The organism is Mycobacterium deserti (assembly GCF_025345615.1).
GTDB lineage: Bacteria > Actinomycetota > Actinomycetes > Mycobacteriales > Mycobacteriaceae > Mycobacterium > Mycobacterium deserti.
This window is the reverse complement of sequence record NZ_JAODWD010000002.1, coordinates 931,407-945,800: the sequence shown is the minus strand read 5'-3', so window position 1 is coordinate 945,800 and position 14,394 is coordinate 931,407. Positions and strand designations below refer to the sequence as shown.

Annotated in this window: 12 protein-coding genes; 7 read left to right on the top strand and 5 right to left on the bottom strand. The window is 66.7% G+C overall.

Annotated elements, in window-relative coordinates:
- The first annotated feature begins 14 nt into the window (after positions 1–14).
- Entirely contained in the window at positions 15–1,472 is a 1,458-nt protein-coding gene (locus N4S67_RS10735) for a hypothetical protein (protein WP_260993078.1), read from the top strand.
- Positions 1,473–1,630: 158 nt separating this feature from the next.
- Positions 1,631–3,457, top strand: coding sequence for a phosphoenolpyruvate carboxykinase (GTP) (locus N4S67_RS10730; protein WP_260992922.1), 1,827 nt, complete (start codon positions 1,631–1,633; stop codon positions 3,455–3,457).
- A gap of 43 nt (positions 3,458–3,500) precedes the next feature.
- On the opposite strand, the gene N4S67_RS10725 is transcribed toward N4S67_RS10730, so the two are convergent.
- A complete protein-coding gene (locus tag N4S67_RS10725; protein ID WP_260992921.1) occupies positions 3,501–5,141 on the bottom strand; it encodes a GMC family oxidoreductase in 1,641 nt (546 codons plus the stop codon).
- Positions 5,142–5,381: 240 nt separating this feature from the next.
- On the opposite strand from N4S67_RS10725, the gene fadD4 reads away from it, so the two are divergent.
- On the top strand, positions 5,382–6,917 hold the full coding sequence (gene fadD4, locus N4S67_RS10720) for a fatty-acid--CoA ligase FadD4 (RefSeq protein ID WP_260992920.1): 1,536 nt from the start codon (positions 5,382–5,384) through the stop codon (positions 6,915–6,917).
- Positions 6,914–7,819: an enoyl-CoA hydratase/isomerase family protein gene (locus N4S67_RS10715; protein WP_260992919.1), complete on the top strand. Its 906-nt coding sequence runs from the start codon at positions 6,914–6,916 to the stop codon at positions 7,817–7,819. Before fadD4 ends, N4S67_RS10715 begins: the two co-directional genes overlap by 4 nt.
- A gap of 23 nt (positions 7,820–7,842) precedes the next feature.
- Here N4S67_RS10715 and N4S67_RS10710 read toward each other — a convergent pair whose 3' ends face one another.
- From N4S67_RS10710 to N4S67_RS10700, 3 genes are read right to left on the bottom strand one after another with little or no spacing between them, the layout of a single operon-like run.
- The gene (locus tag N4S67_RS10710) at positions 7,843–8,028 is read right to left on the bottom strand and encodes a hypothetical protein (RefSeq protein ID WP_260993085.1); all 186 of its coding nucleotides are present in this window, start codon (positions 8,026–8,028) and stop codon (positions 7,843–7,845) included.
- A 59-nt stretch (positions 8,029–8,087) separates the two neighbouring features.
- On the bottom strand, positions 8,088–8,816 hold the full coding sequence (locus N4S67_RS10705; RefSeq protein ID WP_260992918.1) for a GntR family transcriptional regulator: 729 nt from the start codon (positions 8,814–8,816) through the stop codon (positions 8,088–8,090).
- On the bottom strand, positions 8,816–10,003 hold the full coding sequence (locus N4S67_RS10700; protein ID WP_260992917.1) for an acyl-CoA dehydrogenase family protein: 1,188 nt from the start codon (positions 10,001–10,003) through the stop codon (positions 8,816–8,818). Before N4S67_RS10700 ends, N4S67_RS10705 begins: the two co-directional genes overlap by 1 nt.
- Before the next feature lie 21 nt (positions 10,004–10,024).
- On the opposite strand from N4S67_RS10700, the gene N4S67_RS10695 reads away from it, so the two are divergent.
- Genes N4S67_RS10695 through N4S67_RS10685 form a run of 3 tightly spaced genes read left to right on the top strand, consistent with a single transcriptional unit; the run spans position 10,025 to position 13,435 of the window.
- Entirely contained in the window at positions 10,025–11,017 is a 993-nt protein-coding gene (locus N4S67_RS10695) for a MaoC family dehydratase (RefSeq protein ID WP_260992916.1), read from the top strand.
- A 13-nt stretch (positions 11,018–11,030) separates the two neighbouring features.
- The gene (locus N4S67_RS10690; protein ID WP_260992915.1) at positions 11,031–12,143 is read left to right on the top strand and encodes a CoA transferase; all 1,113 of its coding nucleotides are present in this window, start codon (positions 11,031–11,033) and stop codon (positions 12,141–12,143) included.
- A complete protein-coding gene (locus N4S67_RS10685) occupies positions 12,137–13,435 on the top strand; it encodes an amidohydrolase family protein (protein ID WP_260992914.1) in 1,299 nt (432 codons plus the stop codon). Before N4S67_RS10690 ends, N4S67_RS10685 begins: the two co-directional genes overlap by 7 nt.
- On the opposite strand, the gene N4S67_RS10680 is transcribed toward N4S67_RS10685, so the two are convergent.
- Positions 13,432–14,331: an alpha/beta hydrolase gene (locus N4S67_RS10680; RefSeq protein WP_260992913.1), complete on the bottom strand. Its 900-nt coding sequence runs from the start codon at positions 14,329–14,331 to the stop codon at positions 13,432–13,434. The genes N4S67_RS10685 and N4S67_RS10680 overlap by 4 nt on opposite strands.
- Positions 14,332–14,394 lie beyond the last annotated feature (63 nt).

Here is a 14,394-nt window from a genome sequence, read left to right as displayed (position 1 = left end):
CCGAAGTGGACGCCATGATGGTGGGCATCGACCCGGCCTTGACGTCGCCCGGCGTGCATAGCCGCGACGTGGTGCTGGTGGCGGGTCCCTGGCTGTCGGGCACGACGAGCCTCATCGCCGCGCTACGGGATCTGCTGCCCGACCAGACGTTCGTCGAGGCCGACGAGCTGGGGCCGGCTGACGCCCCCGCCGCGGTGGTGTTCGCGGTCTCGGCGATCGCACCGTTGACCGAAAGCGACTGTGCGCTCCTCGATCTGATGGGTACACACACCGACCTGATCGTCGGCGCGGTCACGAAGATCGATGCCCATCGCAACTGGCGTGATGTGCTGGCCGCCGACCGTGCGGTACTGGCGCAGCGTGCACCTCGGTACGAACACGTGCAGTGGGTGGGTGTGGCCGCCGCGCCCGATCTCGGCGAGCCGCGACTCGACGAACTTGTCGGCGTGCTGCGACAGAGGTTGACTGACCCCGACGTGGCGCGTCGAAACCGGTTGCGCGCGTGGGAGGCTCGGCTGGAGACCGCGATCCGGCGCTATCAGACTGACGGCGAGGGCTCGGACCGCGCGGCCCGGGTGACGGCCCTGCGCAAGACACGCGAGGACATTGTGCGTGGCAGGCGGCTGGCGAAGTCGGAGCGCACCATCTCGCTGCGCAGCCAGGTTCAGCAGGCCCGGTTGCAGCTGTCGCATTTCGCGCGCAACCGCTGCACCTCGGTGCGCAGTGAACTACAGGAAGACGCTGCGCAGCTGAGCCGGCGCGGACGTTCCGGCTTCGAGGCGCAGGTGCGAGCGCGGGTCGCGGCGGTGGTCGACGAGGTTGAGGAGGGCATCACCGCCCACCTGCGGGACGCGGCCGCCGAACTGACCCTGCCTGCTCCGCCGGTGCCGGCACCGATACCGCCACCGGACATCGGAACGCCGACGCTGAACTCGCGGCGGCTCGAGACGCAGCTGACGATGATCCTGGGCGCCGGCTTCGGCCTGGGGGTCGCGCTGGCGGTCACCCGTCTGTTCTCCGGCCTGGTGCCGGGCCTGACTATCGCGGGCCTAGCGGCCGGCGGGCTGGTGGGCCTGGCGCTGACGGTCTGGGTGGTCGGTATTCGCGGTCTCCTGCGTGACCGCGCGGCGCTCGACCGCTGGGTCAGCGACGTGATGACGGCGTTGCGAGCCGCGTTGGAGGAGCGCGTCGCGAGCCGGGTGCTGGCCGTCGAGACGGCGCTGACCTCCGAACTGGCGGCCCGCGACGACGTCGAAAGCGCCACCGCCGCCGACCGCATCGCCGAGATCGACGCAGAGCTGCGGCAGCACGCCGTCGACACCGCAAGGGCCGCCGGGGTCCGCGACCGCCGCTTGCCGACGCTGCGCCGAGCGCTCGACACCGTCCGGACCGAGCTCTACGGCGCCGAGCGCACCGAAATAGAGAATTGCGGATTAACTGAATCGATCAACAACCGCAGAAGTGAATTCTGAATCGTTCTTGTGAGTGATCGGACATACTCCCGATTTACCGCGGGTATGTCACCCACGTTAACCTCTGTACAGGAGTTGACCATGTCGTCGCCCTATGCCTGTCGGGCTGGCGACATCGAGCACTTGTCCTGGCAGAAACGACGCAGGAGATTTTTCTGATGACCGCAGCGACCATTCCAGGTCTGGACACCGCACCGACTAAGCACAAAGGGCTGCTCGCCTGGGTCCAGGAGGTCGCCGAACTGACACAACCCGATCGGGTGGTGTTTGCCGACGGCTCCGACGAAGAGAACGCGCGGCTGTGCCAACAGCTCGAAGCGGCGGGCACGTTCAAGCGACTTGATGACGAGAAGAAACCCAATTCGTACCTGGCGCTGTCGGATCCATCCGACGTCGCGCGGGTCGAGTCGCGCACCTACATCTGTACCGAGAACGAGATCGACGCCGGACCCACCAACAACTGGATGGCCCCGGCCGAGATGCGCGGCATCATGACCGACCTCTACCGCGGCTGTATGCGCGGGCGCACCATGTACGTGGTGCCGTTCTGCATGGGCCCGCTGGGCGCCGAGGACCCGAAGCTCGGCGTAGAGCTCACCGACTCCGAGTACGTCGTCGTGTCGATGCGGACGATGACCCGGATGGGCAAGGCCGCGCTGGACAAGATGGGCACCGACGGCTTCTTCGTCAAGGCGCTGCATTCGATCGGCGCACCGCTGGAGCCGGGCCAGAAAGACGTTCCGTGGCCGTGCAACGACACGAAGTACATCAGCCATTTCCCAGAGACCCGTGAGATCTGGAGCTACGGATCGGGCTACGGCGGCAATGCGTTGCTGGGCAAGAAGTGCTACTCGCTGCGCATCGCCTCGGCCATGGCGCACGACGAGGGCTGGCTCGCCGAGCACATGCTGATCCTCAAACTGATCTCGCCTGAGAACAAGTCGTACTACGTCGCCGCTGCGTTCCCGTCGGCGTGCGGTAAGACCAACCTCGCGATGCTGCAGCCGACCATCCCCGGTTGGCGCGCCGAGACCGTCGGCGACGACATCGCGTGGATGCGGTTCGGCAAGGACGGCCGGCTGTACGCCGTCAACCCCGAGTTCGGCTTCTTCGGTGTCGCGCCGGGCACCAACTGGTCGTCGAACCCGAACGCGATGAAGACCATCGAGGCGGGTAACACCGTCTTCACCAACGTCGCACTGACCGACGAGAACGATGTGTGGTGGGAGGGCCTCGAGGGCGATCCGCAGCACCTGATCGACTGGAAGGGCCGCGACTGGACGCCCGACTCGGAAGAGAAGGCCGCCCATCCGAACTCGCGCTACTGCACCCCGATGTCTCAGTGCCCGACGCTGGCGCCGGAATGGGACGACCCGCAGGGCGTGCCGATCTCGGCGATCCTGTTCGGCGCCCGTCGCAAGACGACCGTGCCGTTGGTGACGCAAGCCCGCGACTGGCAGCACGGCGTATTCATCGGCGCGACAATGGGTTCCGAGCAGACCGCCGCCGCAGAAGGCAAGGTCGGCACCGTGCGCCGCGACCCCATGGCGATGTTGCCGTTCCTCGGCTACAACGTCGGTGACTACTTCGCGCACTGGATCGACATCGGCAAGCAGTCCGACGAGTCGAAGATGCCGAAGATCTTCTTCGTCAACTGGTTCCGCCGCGGCGACGACGGCCGCTTCCTGTGGCCGGGCTTCGGCGAGAACAGCCGCGTGATGAAGTGGATCATCGATCGGATCGAGCAGAAGGCCGGCGGCAAGACCACCCCGATCGGCACCGTGCCGAGCGCCGAGGATCTCGACCTGGCCGGCCTCGAGGTCGACGCCGCCGATGTGGACGCCGCGCTGGCCGTGAACGTCGACGAGTGGCGCCAGGAACTCCCACAGATCGAAGAGTGGTTCGAGTTCGTCGGCGAGAAGCTGCCGACCGGCATCAAGGACGAGTTCGACGCGCTCAAGCACCGGCTCGCCGAAGCCGATTAGAACGCCGAACGCTGTTCGCTGCTGAGCGGGCGGTGTTGCGCCCTTAGCTTCGGCGCGCCGCTCGCCCGCTCATCAGCGCAGTGTCCCTATCGAGGATGAAGTCCGCTGCGCGGCTCGCGATCGCCATCACCGGGGCGTTCGTGTTGCCCGAGACCATCGTCGGAAACACTGACAGATCGACGACCCGCAGGCCGTCGATGCCGCGCACCCTCAAACGGTCGTCGACGACATCCTCGTCGTCCGGCCCCATGGCGCACGTGCCCATCGCGTGGAACCCGGTCGAGCCGCCGTCTAATGTCGCATCGATGAGTTCATCGTCGGTCTGCGCGTCGAGGCCCGGGCCGGTCTCGTAACTGATTCGGTCGGCGATCGGCGACTCGAGAAACAGCCTGCGCATCATCCGAAGCACGTTCGCGCCTGTTCTGCGGTCGTAGTCGGTCGTGAGGAAGTTCGGGTCGACCACCAGAGCCGCATCGGGGTCGGCCGACGTGATCCACAGACTGCCTTGCGACGTGGGCCGCAGGATCTCGCCCATCGCGCAGATCCCCGGGTAGCGCTCGACCCGCGGGCGGTCTCCGGCGTACGCCACGTTGACGCTCATCGGCGCGGCGAGCAGTTGCCCGTCCACGCGGTCGAGGTGCGGCTGCGTCTTGAAGATCGCCAGCACTTCACCGCCCGGCGGCCTGGCCAGCGGACCCTTGCCCGTGGCCAGATATTTCGTCGCCGTCCACGCCTTCGCCCACGGTGTGCCGAGTTGTCGGTTGTGTCCGAGGTTCTCCTTTAGGCGGTAGGTGTTCACCATGCAGCGGTGCTCGCGCATCCGGCGGCCCACGTTGCCGCGCTCGAGATAAACCGGCACTCCTGCTGCTTTGAGCACATCGCGCGGCCCGATTCCGGAGAGCTGCAACAGTTTCGGCGATCCGAGCGCCCCCAGTGCCACGATCACCTCGCGGCGGGCGCGCACTTCGAACGCCGAACCACCCGATCGCGCCACCACGCCCTCGGCACGGCCGTTCGACAGAAGCAACCGGTCGACCACCGTCTTCGTCGCCACCTGCAGATTGGGGCGATTCAGCACGGGGTTGAGGAAGGCGCTGGCCGCGCTGACCCGCCTACCGTTGCGGATCGTCGCCGGCGCCACCGCGATTCGCTCGTCTTCGAACTCGTTGATGTCGTCGACGCGCCGCAGCCCGGTCCTCGCTCCTGCGCTGACAATCTCGGAGCACAGGGTGTCCTCATCAGGCGGCGTGCTGATCGTCAGTGGTCCGCCGACACCGCGAGTCGGGGAGGGCCCGAATCTGTTGTCCTCCATGCGCTTGAAGACCGGCAGCATCGAATCCCATCCCCAGCCCTGGTTGCCGAGGCGTTCGAGGTCGTCGTAGTCCTCACGGCTGCCACGGTTGTACACCAGGCCGTTGATAGCGCTCGAGCCGCCGACGACCTTTCCGCGCGCCCACACCTCAGAGGTGTTGTTGGGCCCGAACGGCAACGTCTCATAGTGCCAGGCATACCTGTTGCTGGTGTGCAGCCGGGCGCCGATCTTGGGTACGAACAGATACGGGTTCCACGCCGCGCCACCGGCTTCGATCAGTAGCACTTGATTGGCCGGATCCTCCGACAGCCGATTCGCCAGGACGCACCCGGCCGATCCCGCACCCAGCACGATGTAGTCGAAAGTCGACATGATTGGTGTGTTCCCTACCCCTGGCGTCAGTTTGCCAATGCGTTGCGACCAAGTCTCATCAGTTCAGGAACACGCGGTATCGTCCTGCAAAACATACACTAGGTATCGTTTCTACGGCAAGTCATTCGGATTTGCCAAATCTGCATGCACGTGCACAGGCGAGGCCGTGGGAGCTCTGTGCGGACCGGCGGGCGCGGACCACTTGACACCTGTCAACAACGCGCATCGTAAAGTCGCTACATGCAGATTCGCGAACATGCCGAGGCCACGCCCGACAAGCCCGCCGCCATCATGCATCCCGCAGGCACGGTCGTGACGTTCGGCGAACTGGAAGCGCGCGCCAACCGATTGGCCCACTACTTCCGCAAGGCCGGCCTGGTCGAAGGCGACACGGTCGCCATCTTGATGGAGAACAACGAGCACTTCCACGCCGTGATGTGGGCGGCGCGGCGCAGCGGCCTGTACTACGTGCCGATCAACACGCACCTGACCGCTGCGGAGGCGGCCTACATCGTCGACAACAGCAATGCCAAGGGCATTGTCGGGTCTACGGCCCTTCGCGCGACGCTTGAGGGTTTGGCCGACGAACTTCCCCGCGGCCTACCGGAGGTGTTGATCTTTGCCGACGAAGCGTCGTCGACAACCGAACTCGTCGGCTGGCAGCGCTACCCCGAATGCGTTGCCGGTCAACCCGCTACACCGATCGCCGATGAGATCGAAGGCGACCTGTTGCAGTACTCATCGGGCACCACCGGCCGGCCCAAGGGCATCAAACGCGAGCTCCCGCATCTGCCGCCCTCCGAGGTGCCCGGCATGATGGCCATGCTCGTCAGCGTGTGGATGCAGCCGGAGTCGGTGTACCTGAGCCCCGCACCGCTGTACCACACCGCTCCGTCGGTGTGGTCGATGAACGTACAGGCAGCCGGCTACACCACTGTCGTGCTGCAGAAGTTCGACCCGGAAGGCGCGCTGGAGGCCATTGCGCGCTACGGCGTGACGCACGGCCAGTTCGTCCCTGCCATGTTCACCCGGATGCTGAAACTGCCGGAGTCCGTGCGCACTTCGTATGACGTGTCGAGCCTCAAGCGGGTCATCCATGCGGCGGCGCCCTGTCCGGTCGAGATCAAGAAGCAGATGATCGAGTGGTGGGGTCCGATCATCGACGAGTACTACGCGTCCTCGGAAGCGCACGGCTCCACACTGATCAGTGCGGAGGACTGGCTGACGCATCCTGGATCGGTCGGCAAACCGATGATGGGTGCCGTGCACATCCTCGACGAGGAGGGCACCGAACTGCCGCTCGGAGAGCCGGGCGAGATCTACTTCGAGGGTGGGCACTCGTTCGAGTACCTGAACGATCCCGAAAAGACTGCCAAGTCCCGTGACAAGCATGGCTGGATGACCGTCGGCGACATCGGCTACCTCGACGAAGACGGCTATCTGTACCTGACGGACCGCCGCCACCACATGATCATCTCGGGCGGCGTGAACATCTATCCGCAGGAAGCCGAGAACATGTTGGTCACCCATCCGAAGGTGATGGACGCCGCGGTGTTCGGTGTTCCCGACGACGAGATGGGCCAGAGCGTCAAGGGCGTCGTGCAAACCGTCGATCCTGCCGACGCCACCGACGAGTTCGGCGCCGAGCTGATCGCCTGGCTGCGAGACCGTCTGGCGCACTACAAGTGTCCGCGGTCCATCTCATTCGAGGCGCAGCTGCCGCGCACGGACACCGGCAAGCTGTACAAGCAGGAGCTGATCAAGAAGTACTCGTGACCGTCAACAGCACAGTCGAGCTCGCAGGCGGCATCGTCGTCGCTATCGGATCACCCTCGGACGACGCCATTTTCACGCTGACCGAAAGCGACAGCGAAGATCGGCGGGCCGTCACGGTCGCCTCCGTCTCCGACACAATCGATGATCTGCGCGACCGGTGCCAAAAGTGGCCACATGCCTCCGCCGTCTGCGCCGACGTCCTTCGCGCCGTCGACCCCGCCGCTCCGGCATACGGCGGAGTCATCACCGAGTCGCTGGCCTACTCGACGCTGCAGTCAGGCCCGGAATTCGCACGCTGGCTCGCCGAGCGGGGGCCGGCACAAGTGCCGGTGCTGCCGAATCCCGTACAGGCAGAGCGCGGCGGCGACACGCTCCACGTCCGGCTCAACCGGCCCACGCGGCACAACGCCTTCTCCACTGACGCCCGCGCCGCGCTACTCGAGGCACTCGAGGTCGCGCGCCTCGATCCGTCGATCACCGACGTCGTGCTGTCCGGCAATGGCCCGTCGTTCTGCAGCGGCGGCGACCTCGCCGAGTTCGGCAGCTTCGCCGATCCGGCCAGCGCTCACCTCGCCCGCACCCGGCACAGCCCGGCGCTGGTACTCGACGAGTTGACTGGGCGAATCGGAAGCCGTTGCCGCGCAGAGGTACACGGACAGGTGCTCGGTAGCGGTCTGGAAATGGCAGCGTTCTGCGGCCACGTGATTTCGTCGGGCGACGCCGTGTTCGGGTTGCCCGAATTGAGCCTCGGTCTTATTCCGGGTGCCGGCGGGACGGTGAGCATCACCCGCCGCGTCGGCCGTTGGCGCACGGCTTATCTGGTGTTGTCCGGCCGAACGATAGGCGCGGTCACCGCGATGCGCTGGGGCTTGGTCGACGAGATCAGCGGCGTCGCGAACTGATCAGCGGCGCGAGATCGCCGGCGTCAGAACCAGACTTTTCGGCCGCCGACAGGTCGGCCGACAGCGCCGAGAATCCAGAGGATGATGCCGACCACGACGAGTATCCCGCCGAGGGTGTAGAGGATCGAGATGCTTGTGAAGTAACCGATCAGCAGAAGAATGACGCCGAGCACGATCATGGTCAGTCCGATCTGGTACGTAGACAGCAATGATCGTCGAAGAATTACCACTTTCGTCAGAATTCAAACCGTCGCGATCGGTGATCGGCTCATCCGGAGCGCCGCAACGTGACTCGGTAGGTGTATTGCTCGGGCAGGAAATGGCTGACCGACAGCTCGACAGGTCTGCCGTCGGCATCGGAGTACAACCGGTCGACCCGCAGCATCGAGTGCCCGACCGCGCATCTCACCGCTTCGGCGACGGCGAGGTCGGCCGAGCCGACTGTGATGGATTGCGCCGCTTCGATGATCGGCGAGACGAGGTGGGGTTCGAGCAGCCCGATGACGGTTTGCCTGCCCACCGCGCGGTCGGCCAGCGCAGGTGAGGCGATCAGCGCCTGCGCGACAGACGGCACCAGGTGAACCGTCGTCGACACGAACGGCACGCCATCGTGCAACCGCCGGAACACCACCGAGTACACGATGTCGTCATCGAGGCGCAACCGGCTGGCCGCCTCCAGATCCACGCGCCGGCGCAGGCCGGTGAGTACCTCCATCGTCGTGTCGTCGGACAGGCTCATCAGGTCTTCGATCGAGCCGAGTTGCCGCAGATACCGGCCGTCGGCCCCACTGGCGTAAGTGCCCCTGCCCGGCACCCGGTACACAACGCCCTCGGCCACCAGATCCTGGAACGCACGGCGCACTGTCTGCCGCGACAACCCGTGGCGCGCCACCAATTCCGATTCCGTGGGCAACCGCGATCCGTCGCTGTACCGGCCCGCCGCGATCTCGTCGCGAAGTTGTTCGCGCAGAGTCTGGTACGCGGGCAGGGTCCGCATCAAATGCCGCCCCGGGAAATCAGTTGCGAGGCGATCACATTGCGTTGAATCTCATTGGTGCCCTCACCGACGATCATCAGCGGTGCGTCGCGGAAGTAGCGCTCGACGTCGAACTCGGTGGAGTAGCCGTAGCCGCCGTGGATCCGTACGGCGTTCAACGCGATCTCCATCGCGACCTCCGATGCGAACAGCTTCGCCATTCCGGCCTCCATGTCGCAGCGGTCGCCGCTGTCATAGCGTTCAGCGGCATACCGGGTGAGCTGACGGGCGGCGGTCAGCTTGGTCGCCATGTCGGCGAGGTAGTTACCGATCGACTGGTGTTTCCATATCGGCTTGCCGAAGCTTTCGCGCTCCTGGGCGTACTTCAGCGAGTCCTCCATGGCCGCGGTCGCCACCCCCAATGCGCGGGCGGCAACCTGAATCCGCCCGGTCTCGAGTCCTTTCATCATCTGCGAGAAACCCTTGCCCGGCTCACCGCCGAGCACCGCAGACGCAGGGACGCGAACGTCGGCGAACGTCAGCTCGCACGCTTCCACACCCTTGTAGCCCAGCTTGGGCAGATCCCGCGAGACTGTGAGCCCCGGGCTGGCCCCGAGGTCAAGGCCCGGCGCCGACTCTGCGCGCTCCACCAGGACCACGGAGATACCCCTGTGCGCGGGTCGTGCCGACGGATCGGTCTTGCAAAGCAGGGCGATCAGCCCGGACCGGCGCGCGTTCGAAATCCACGTCTTCGACCCGTTGATCAGCAACTCGGCACCGTCGGCCGCGGCCGTCGTGGCCATGTTCTGCAGATCGGAGCCGCCACCCGGTTCGGTCAGCGCCATGGTCGCGCGCAGTTGGCCGGATGCCATCGGCGGCAGATATGTACGCTTCTGTTCCTCGGTACCGAACTGCGTCAGGAGCTTCGCGACCACCGTGTGCCCGCCCATCGCCCCGGCCAGGCTCATCCAGCCGCGTGAGAGTTCCTGCGTCACTTCGACGTAGCAGGGCATCGACACCGGGGAGCCGCCGTAGGACTCCGGAATAGCCAGGCCGTAGATGCCGATCCGCTTCATCTGTTCGATCCACGCCTCGGGGTACTCGTTGGCGTGTTCCACGTCGCGCACCGTCGGCTTCACGTCGCGATCGACGAACGATCGGACCGTCTGGACCAGCAGCAACTCTTCGTCGTTCATTGGTACGGCCATATTGACACTTTGTGCGGCCCAATGCCAACATGGGCAGCCGTGAGCGGGCCATACTTCGACGATCTTGAGGTCGGGCAGGTCTTCGACTCCGCGCCATCGATGACGTTGACGGCCGGAGCGGCGGCCGTGCACCAATCCATCGTGGGCGACCGCCTGCGACTGGCGCTCGACGCGGACTTGGCGTCGGCGGTCACCGGCGCGACGGCGCCCCTCGCGCATCCAGCCCTGGTCTGCGACGTGGCGATCGGACAAACGACAGTGGTCACCCAACGGGTCAAGGCCAACTTGTTCTATCGCGGGTTGGTGTTTCACCGTTTTCCGGTCCTCGGCGACACGTTGTTCACCCGCACCGAGGTCGTCGGCCTCAAACAGAATTCCGCGAAGGCCGGGCGCGCGCCTACCGGGATGGCGGCCTTGCGCATGACCACGATCGACGACGTGGGGCGTCTTGTGCTCGACTTCCACCGCTGCGCGATGCTGCCGATCTCCGATGGGGCGGACGACACGGGGCATGCCGACGATCTGTCGACGATCGGCACCGGGAACGTTCCGGTGCCCGATCCGACCGCTGACTGGGACGCCGACGCCTACCGCGCGAAAGTGCCTGGCGACCAGAACGACCCTATCGAGACGGGCACCGTGCTGCGCAGCACGGCCGACGTCGTCAGCGGTGCACCGGAGCTCGCGAGGCTGACACTGAACATCGCTGCCACCCACCATGATTGGCGGGTCGGCGGGCAGCGGCTGGTGTATGGGGGGCACACCATCGGGTTGGCGCTGGCCCAAGCCACCCGCCTGCTGCCCGACCTCGTCACGGTGCTCGGCTGGATTTCGTGCGACCACACGGGTCCCGTATACGAGGGTGACACGCTCTACAGCGAGTTGCGCGTCGACCGCGCGGCACCGTTGCCGGACGGTCGCGGGCGAGTGCTCACGCTGAGCTCGCTCGTGTACGCCGTCGGGGACCCGGACCGGCAGGTTTTGCACTGGAGGTTCAACGCGCTGCAGTTCTGAGCACAATGAGGGGGTGACCCCGCTGGCCATCCCCGACGCCGTGTTGGCGCGCGCCGGGCGGGTGGCCGACGACTGGCGCGCAGCGACCGGTGTCGACATCGATGTCGCCGAGACACTCGTGGGGCGTGCCGGGCTGCTCGGATTGTCGCCGGATGGCCGGATCTCGGCGGGCGGGGCCACCCGACTGATGACCGGCCGCGACGGTTGGATCGCGCTGACACTGTCGCGGCCCGACGACATCGAGGCGGTGCCCGCCCTGCTCGAGTCGGCCTCGATGCCCGAGGATCCGTGGCATGCCGTGCAGCAGTGGATGACCAGCTACGACTGCGCCGACGGCGTCGAGCGCGCGCGTCTGCTCGGACTTCCCGCAGCCACGCTGGGCGAGACGCCTGCCGCGCCGCCGCGGGTGTATGCGTTCGGTCCGGCGACGAAGGGCAGGGATCTCACCGGGCTACTGGTGGTCGACCTGTCCGTGATGTGGGCCGGTCCGCTGTGCGGGCAGTTGCTCAGTCGCGCAGGCGCCACCGTCGTCAAGGTCGAGAGCGCGTCGCGGCCCGACGGGACACGGTCTGGGTCACCGGCCTTCTTCGACTGGATGAACCACGGAAAGCTCTCGTATGAGACCGATTTCGACGATGCGACGCGTCTACGAGCGCTGCTGGCCACCGCCGACGTGGTCATCGAGTCATCTCGGGTCGCGGCACTGACCCGCCGTGGCCTCGGGCCCACCGATGTCGCACCGCGTGACGGGCGGGTCTGGTTGCGCATCACCGGCCACGGCACCGAGGGTGAGCGCGCCGACTGGGTGGCCTTCGGCGACGACGCCGCGGTGTCGGGTGGCCTGGTCCGCGGCGATGCCGAGCCGGAGTTCTGCGGCGACGCGATCGCTGATCCGCTGACCGGACTGCACGCCGCCGCAGCGGTTGCCAACGCGCTACGCGGAGGTGGCGGTGCGTTGATCGAGATGTCGATGTCGGCTGTCGCCGCGGGTTACGCGGAGTTGCCGCGAAGTACCGAAAGCGCCTGTGCAGCAACGCCTCAGTTGAAGGGGCCGGCCGCTTCGCTGGGGGCGGACAACGACGCTGTAGAGAACCTGATCGCCGAACGGCGCCTCGCCCCGTGCTGATTCAACGCGCGTCACTACTCGACGGCGAGACGGTCGACATCCGCCTCGAGGACCAGATCACAAACCTCGCGGAGCGGCTGACGCCGCTGCCCGGCGAATCGGTATACGACGCGGCTGGCGCCACGGTCATCCCCGGCCTGCATGACCATCATGTCCACTTAAATTCGGCCGCAGCCGCTTTGACTTCGGTGCGGGTCGGCCCGGCTGAAGTGCACAACCGCGAGGAACTGGCCCGCGCACTTTCGTCCGCGGAGATCGGCCGCGACGGATGGATTCGCGCGGTGGGTTACCACGAGGCGGTCGCGGGCCCACTCGACCGCACAGTGCTCGACGAAGTGTCTCCCATGGTGCCCGTGCGTGTACAGCATCGCAGCGGAGTGCTGTGGACGCTGAACTCTGCGGGATTGGCCCGTGTGGGCCTGCCCGACCATCCCGACGGACGGGTGCGCAGCGCGGACCGCGGGTGGTCGGACATGCTGCAGCGCAACCACATCGGTTTGGCCGATCTCAGTCACCGGCTGTGTGCATACGGCGTTACCGGCGTCACCGACGCGACGCCGAACCTCGACGCGAGCGACATCGTCAAGCTCATCGAGGCCCACCGGCACGGCGAACTGCGTCAGCGGGTGCACTGCCTGGCACCGGGAAAGCGGATCCTGCACGACGATGACCTCGACCTCAACGAGCTCACGGAATGGATCATCGGACGCCACGCTGATGGCACCCCCGTCGCGCTGCACTGCGTGACCGCCACCCAACTCGTGGTCGCGCTGTCGGCCGTGCGGGCTGCGGGCCGTCACCCGCGGGACCGTATCGAGCATGCGGCGGTGGTGCCCGACGACAGCATCGCCGACCTGTCCGAGGTCACTGTCGTCACGCAGCCCAACTTCGTCGCCGAGCGCGGGGACCAGTACCTGTCCGACATCCCCCCCGCGGAGCACCACGAATTGTGGCGCGTTGCTTCGCTGTTGCGGGCCGGTGTGCGCACTGCGCTGTCCACCGACTTGCCGTTCGGTGAGGGCGACCCGTGGGCGGCGATGCGTGCGGCGGTCCACCGCACCACCGGCGCGGGCCGGGTACTAGGCGCCGACGAACGCATCTCCGCGCGCGATGCGCTGACGATGTTCTTCGGCGGCCCGCACGCGCCGACGAGGGCACGCCGCATCGCGCGGGGCCAACCCGGAGACGTGTGCGTCTTGCCGGCGCCGCCCGCCGAAGTGCTGGAGGAACTCGACTCGACGTTGGTGGCGGCGACGATCATCGCCGGCGACATCGTTTTCGAACGCAGCTAGGCGGCGGCGGGCGCGAAGGCCTCCCGCAGCAGCGCGCACTGGCTGTTGAAGAACGACACCGAGACCTCGGCCTTCGGCAGGATCGCGTCGAAGCCATGGAACGCGCCTTCGACGACCTCCACCCGGCACGGCACACCGGCGGCCCTCAGCCGTTCGGCGTAGGCGAGGTCCTCGTCGTGGAACAGGTCGAGCGCGCCGACTCCGATCCAGGCCGGCGGCAGTCCGCTGAGGTCGTCGCGACGCGCAGGCACTGCCACAGTTCGGTCGGCGTCACCGAGGTAGGCCGACCAGCCGAATCGGTTGCTGCTCTGGTTCCACAACCGGTGCCCGGGATTGTCGAGGTCACGGTCGACGGTGCGGTCATCGAGCATCGGATAGACCAGGAGTTGAGCGACCAGTGGCACCTCACCGCGGTCCCGGGCCAGCAGTGCCAGAGAGGCCGCCAATCCGCCGCCCGCGCTGCCACCGCCGACGGCCACCCGGGCCGGGTCCACCGACGGCAGCGACGCCAACCATTTGAGCGCCGCGTAGCAGTCCTCGAGCGGGGCGGGGTAGGGGTGCTCGGGTGCCAGCCGGTAGTCGACCGATGCGACGGTTGCTCCGAGTTCGCTCGCGTAGCGCCGGCACAAGACGTCGTCCTGTGCCGGGGTTCCGATGATGTAACCGCCGCCGTGGATCCACAGCAGCGCAGGCCCTTCACCGGTGGCGTCCGCGGGCCGGTACAACCGCACGCCCACACCGCTCGGCAGGGTGAGCACCTCAACGCCGTCGGGCACATGGCGGCTCTGCATTCGAGTGAGGAGCCGCATTAATGGCAACGTCACCGGTGTCACCGCCTGTTTGGGGATGAACTTCGCGATACGGCGCAGATCGGGATGGAACTCGGTGCTGGGCACGCGACCATTATCACCGCTGGTGCGTCGCCTCAAAGCGTCACAGCCGCAAAGCCCGCCGCTGTT

Bases quoted from the DNA above. Each gene is read 5' to 3' on its own strand.
- N4S67_RS10730 (WP_260992922.1), top strand. From the start codon at position 1,631: ATGACCGCAGCGACCATTCCAGGTCTGGACACCGCACCGACTAAGCAC.
- N4S67_RS10725 (WP_260992921.1), bottom strand. From the start codon at position 5,141: ATGTCGACTTTCGACTACATCGTGCTGGGTGCGGGATCGGCCGGGTGC.
- N4S67_RS10705 (WP_260992918.1), bottom strand. From the start codon at position 8,816: ATGCGGACCCTGCCCGCGTACCAGACTCTGCGCGAACAACTTCGCGAC.
- fadD4 (WP_260992920.1), top strand. From the start codon at position 5,382: ATGCAGATTCGCGAACATGCCGAGGCCACGCCCGACAAGCCCGCCGCC.
- N4S67_RS10695 (WP_260992916.1), top strand. From the start codon at position 10,025: ATGCCAACATGGGCAGCCGTGAGCGGGCCATACTTCGACGATCTTGAG.
- N4S67_RS10700 (WP_260992917.1), bottom strand. From the start codon at position 10,003: ATGGCCGTACCAATGAACGACGAAGAGTTGCTGCTGGTCCAGACGGTC.
- N4S67_RS10735 (WP_260993078.1), top strand. From the start codon at position 15: ATGATGGTGGGCATCGACCCGGCCTTGACGTCGCCCGGCGTGCATAGC.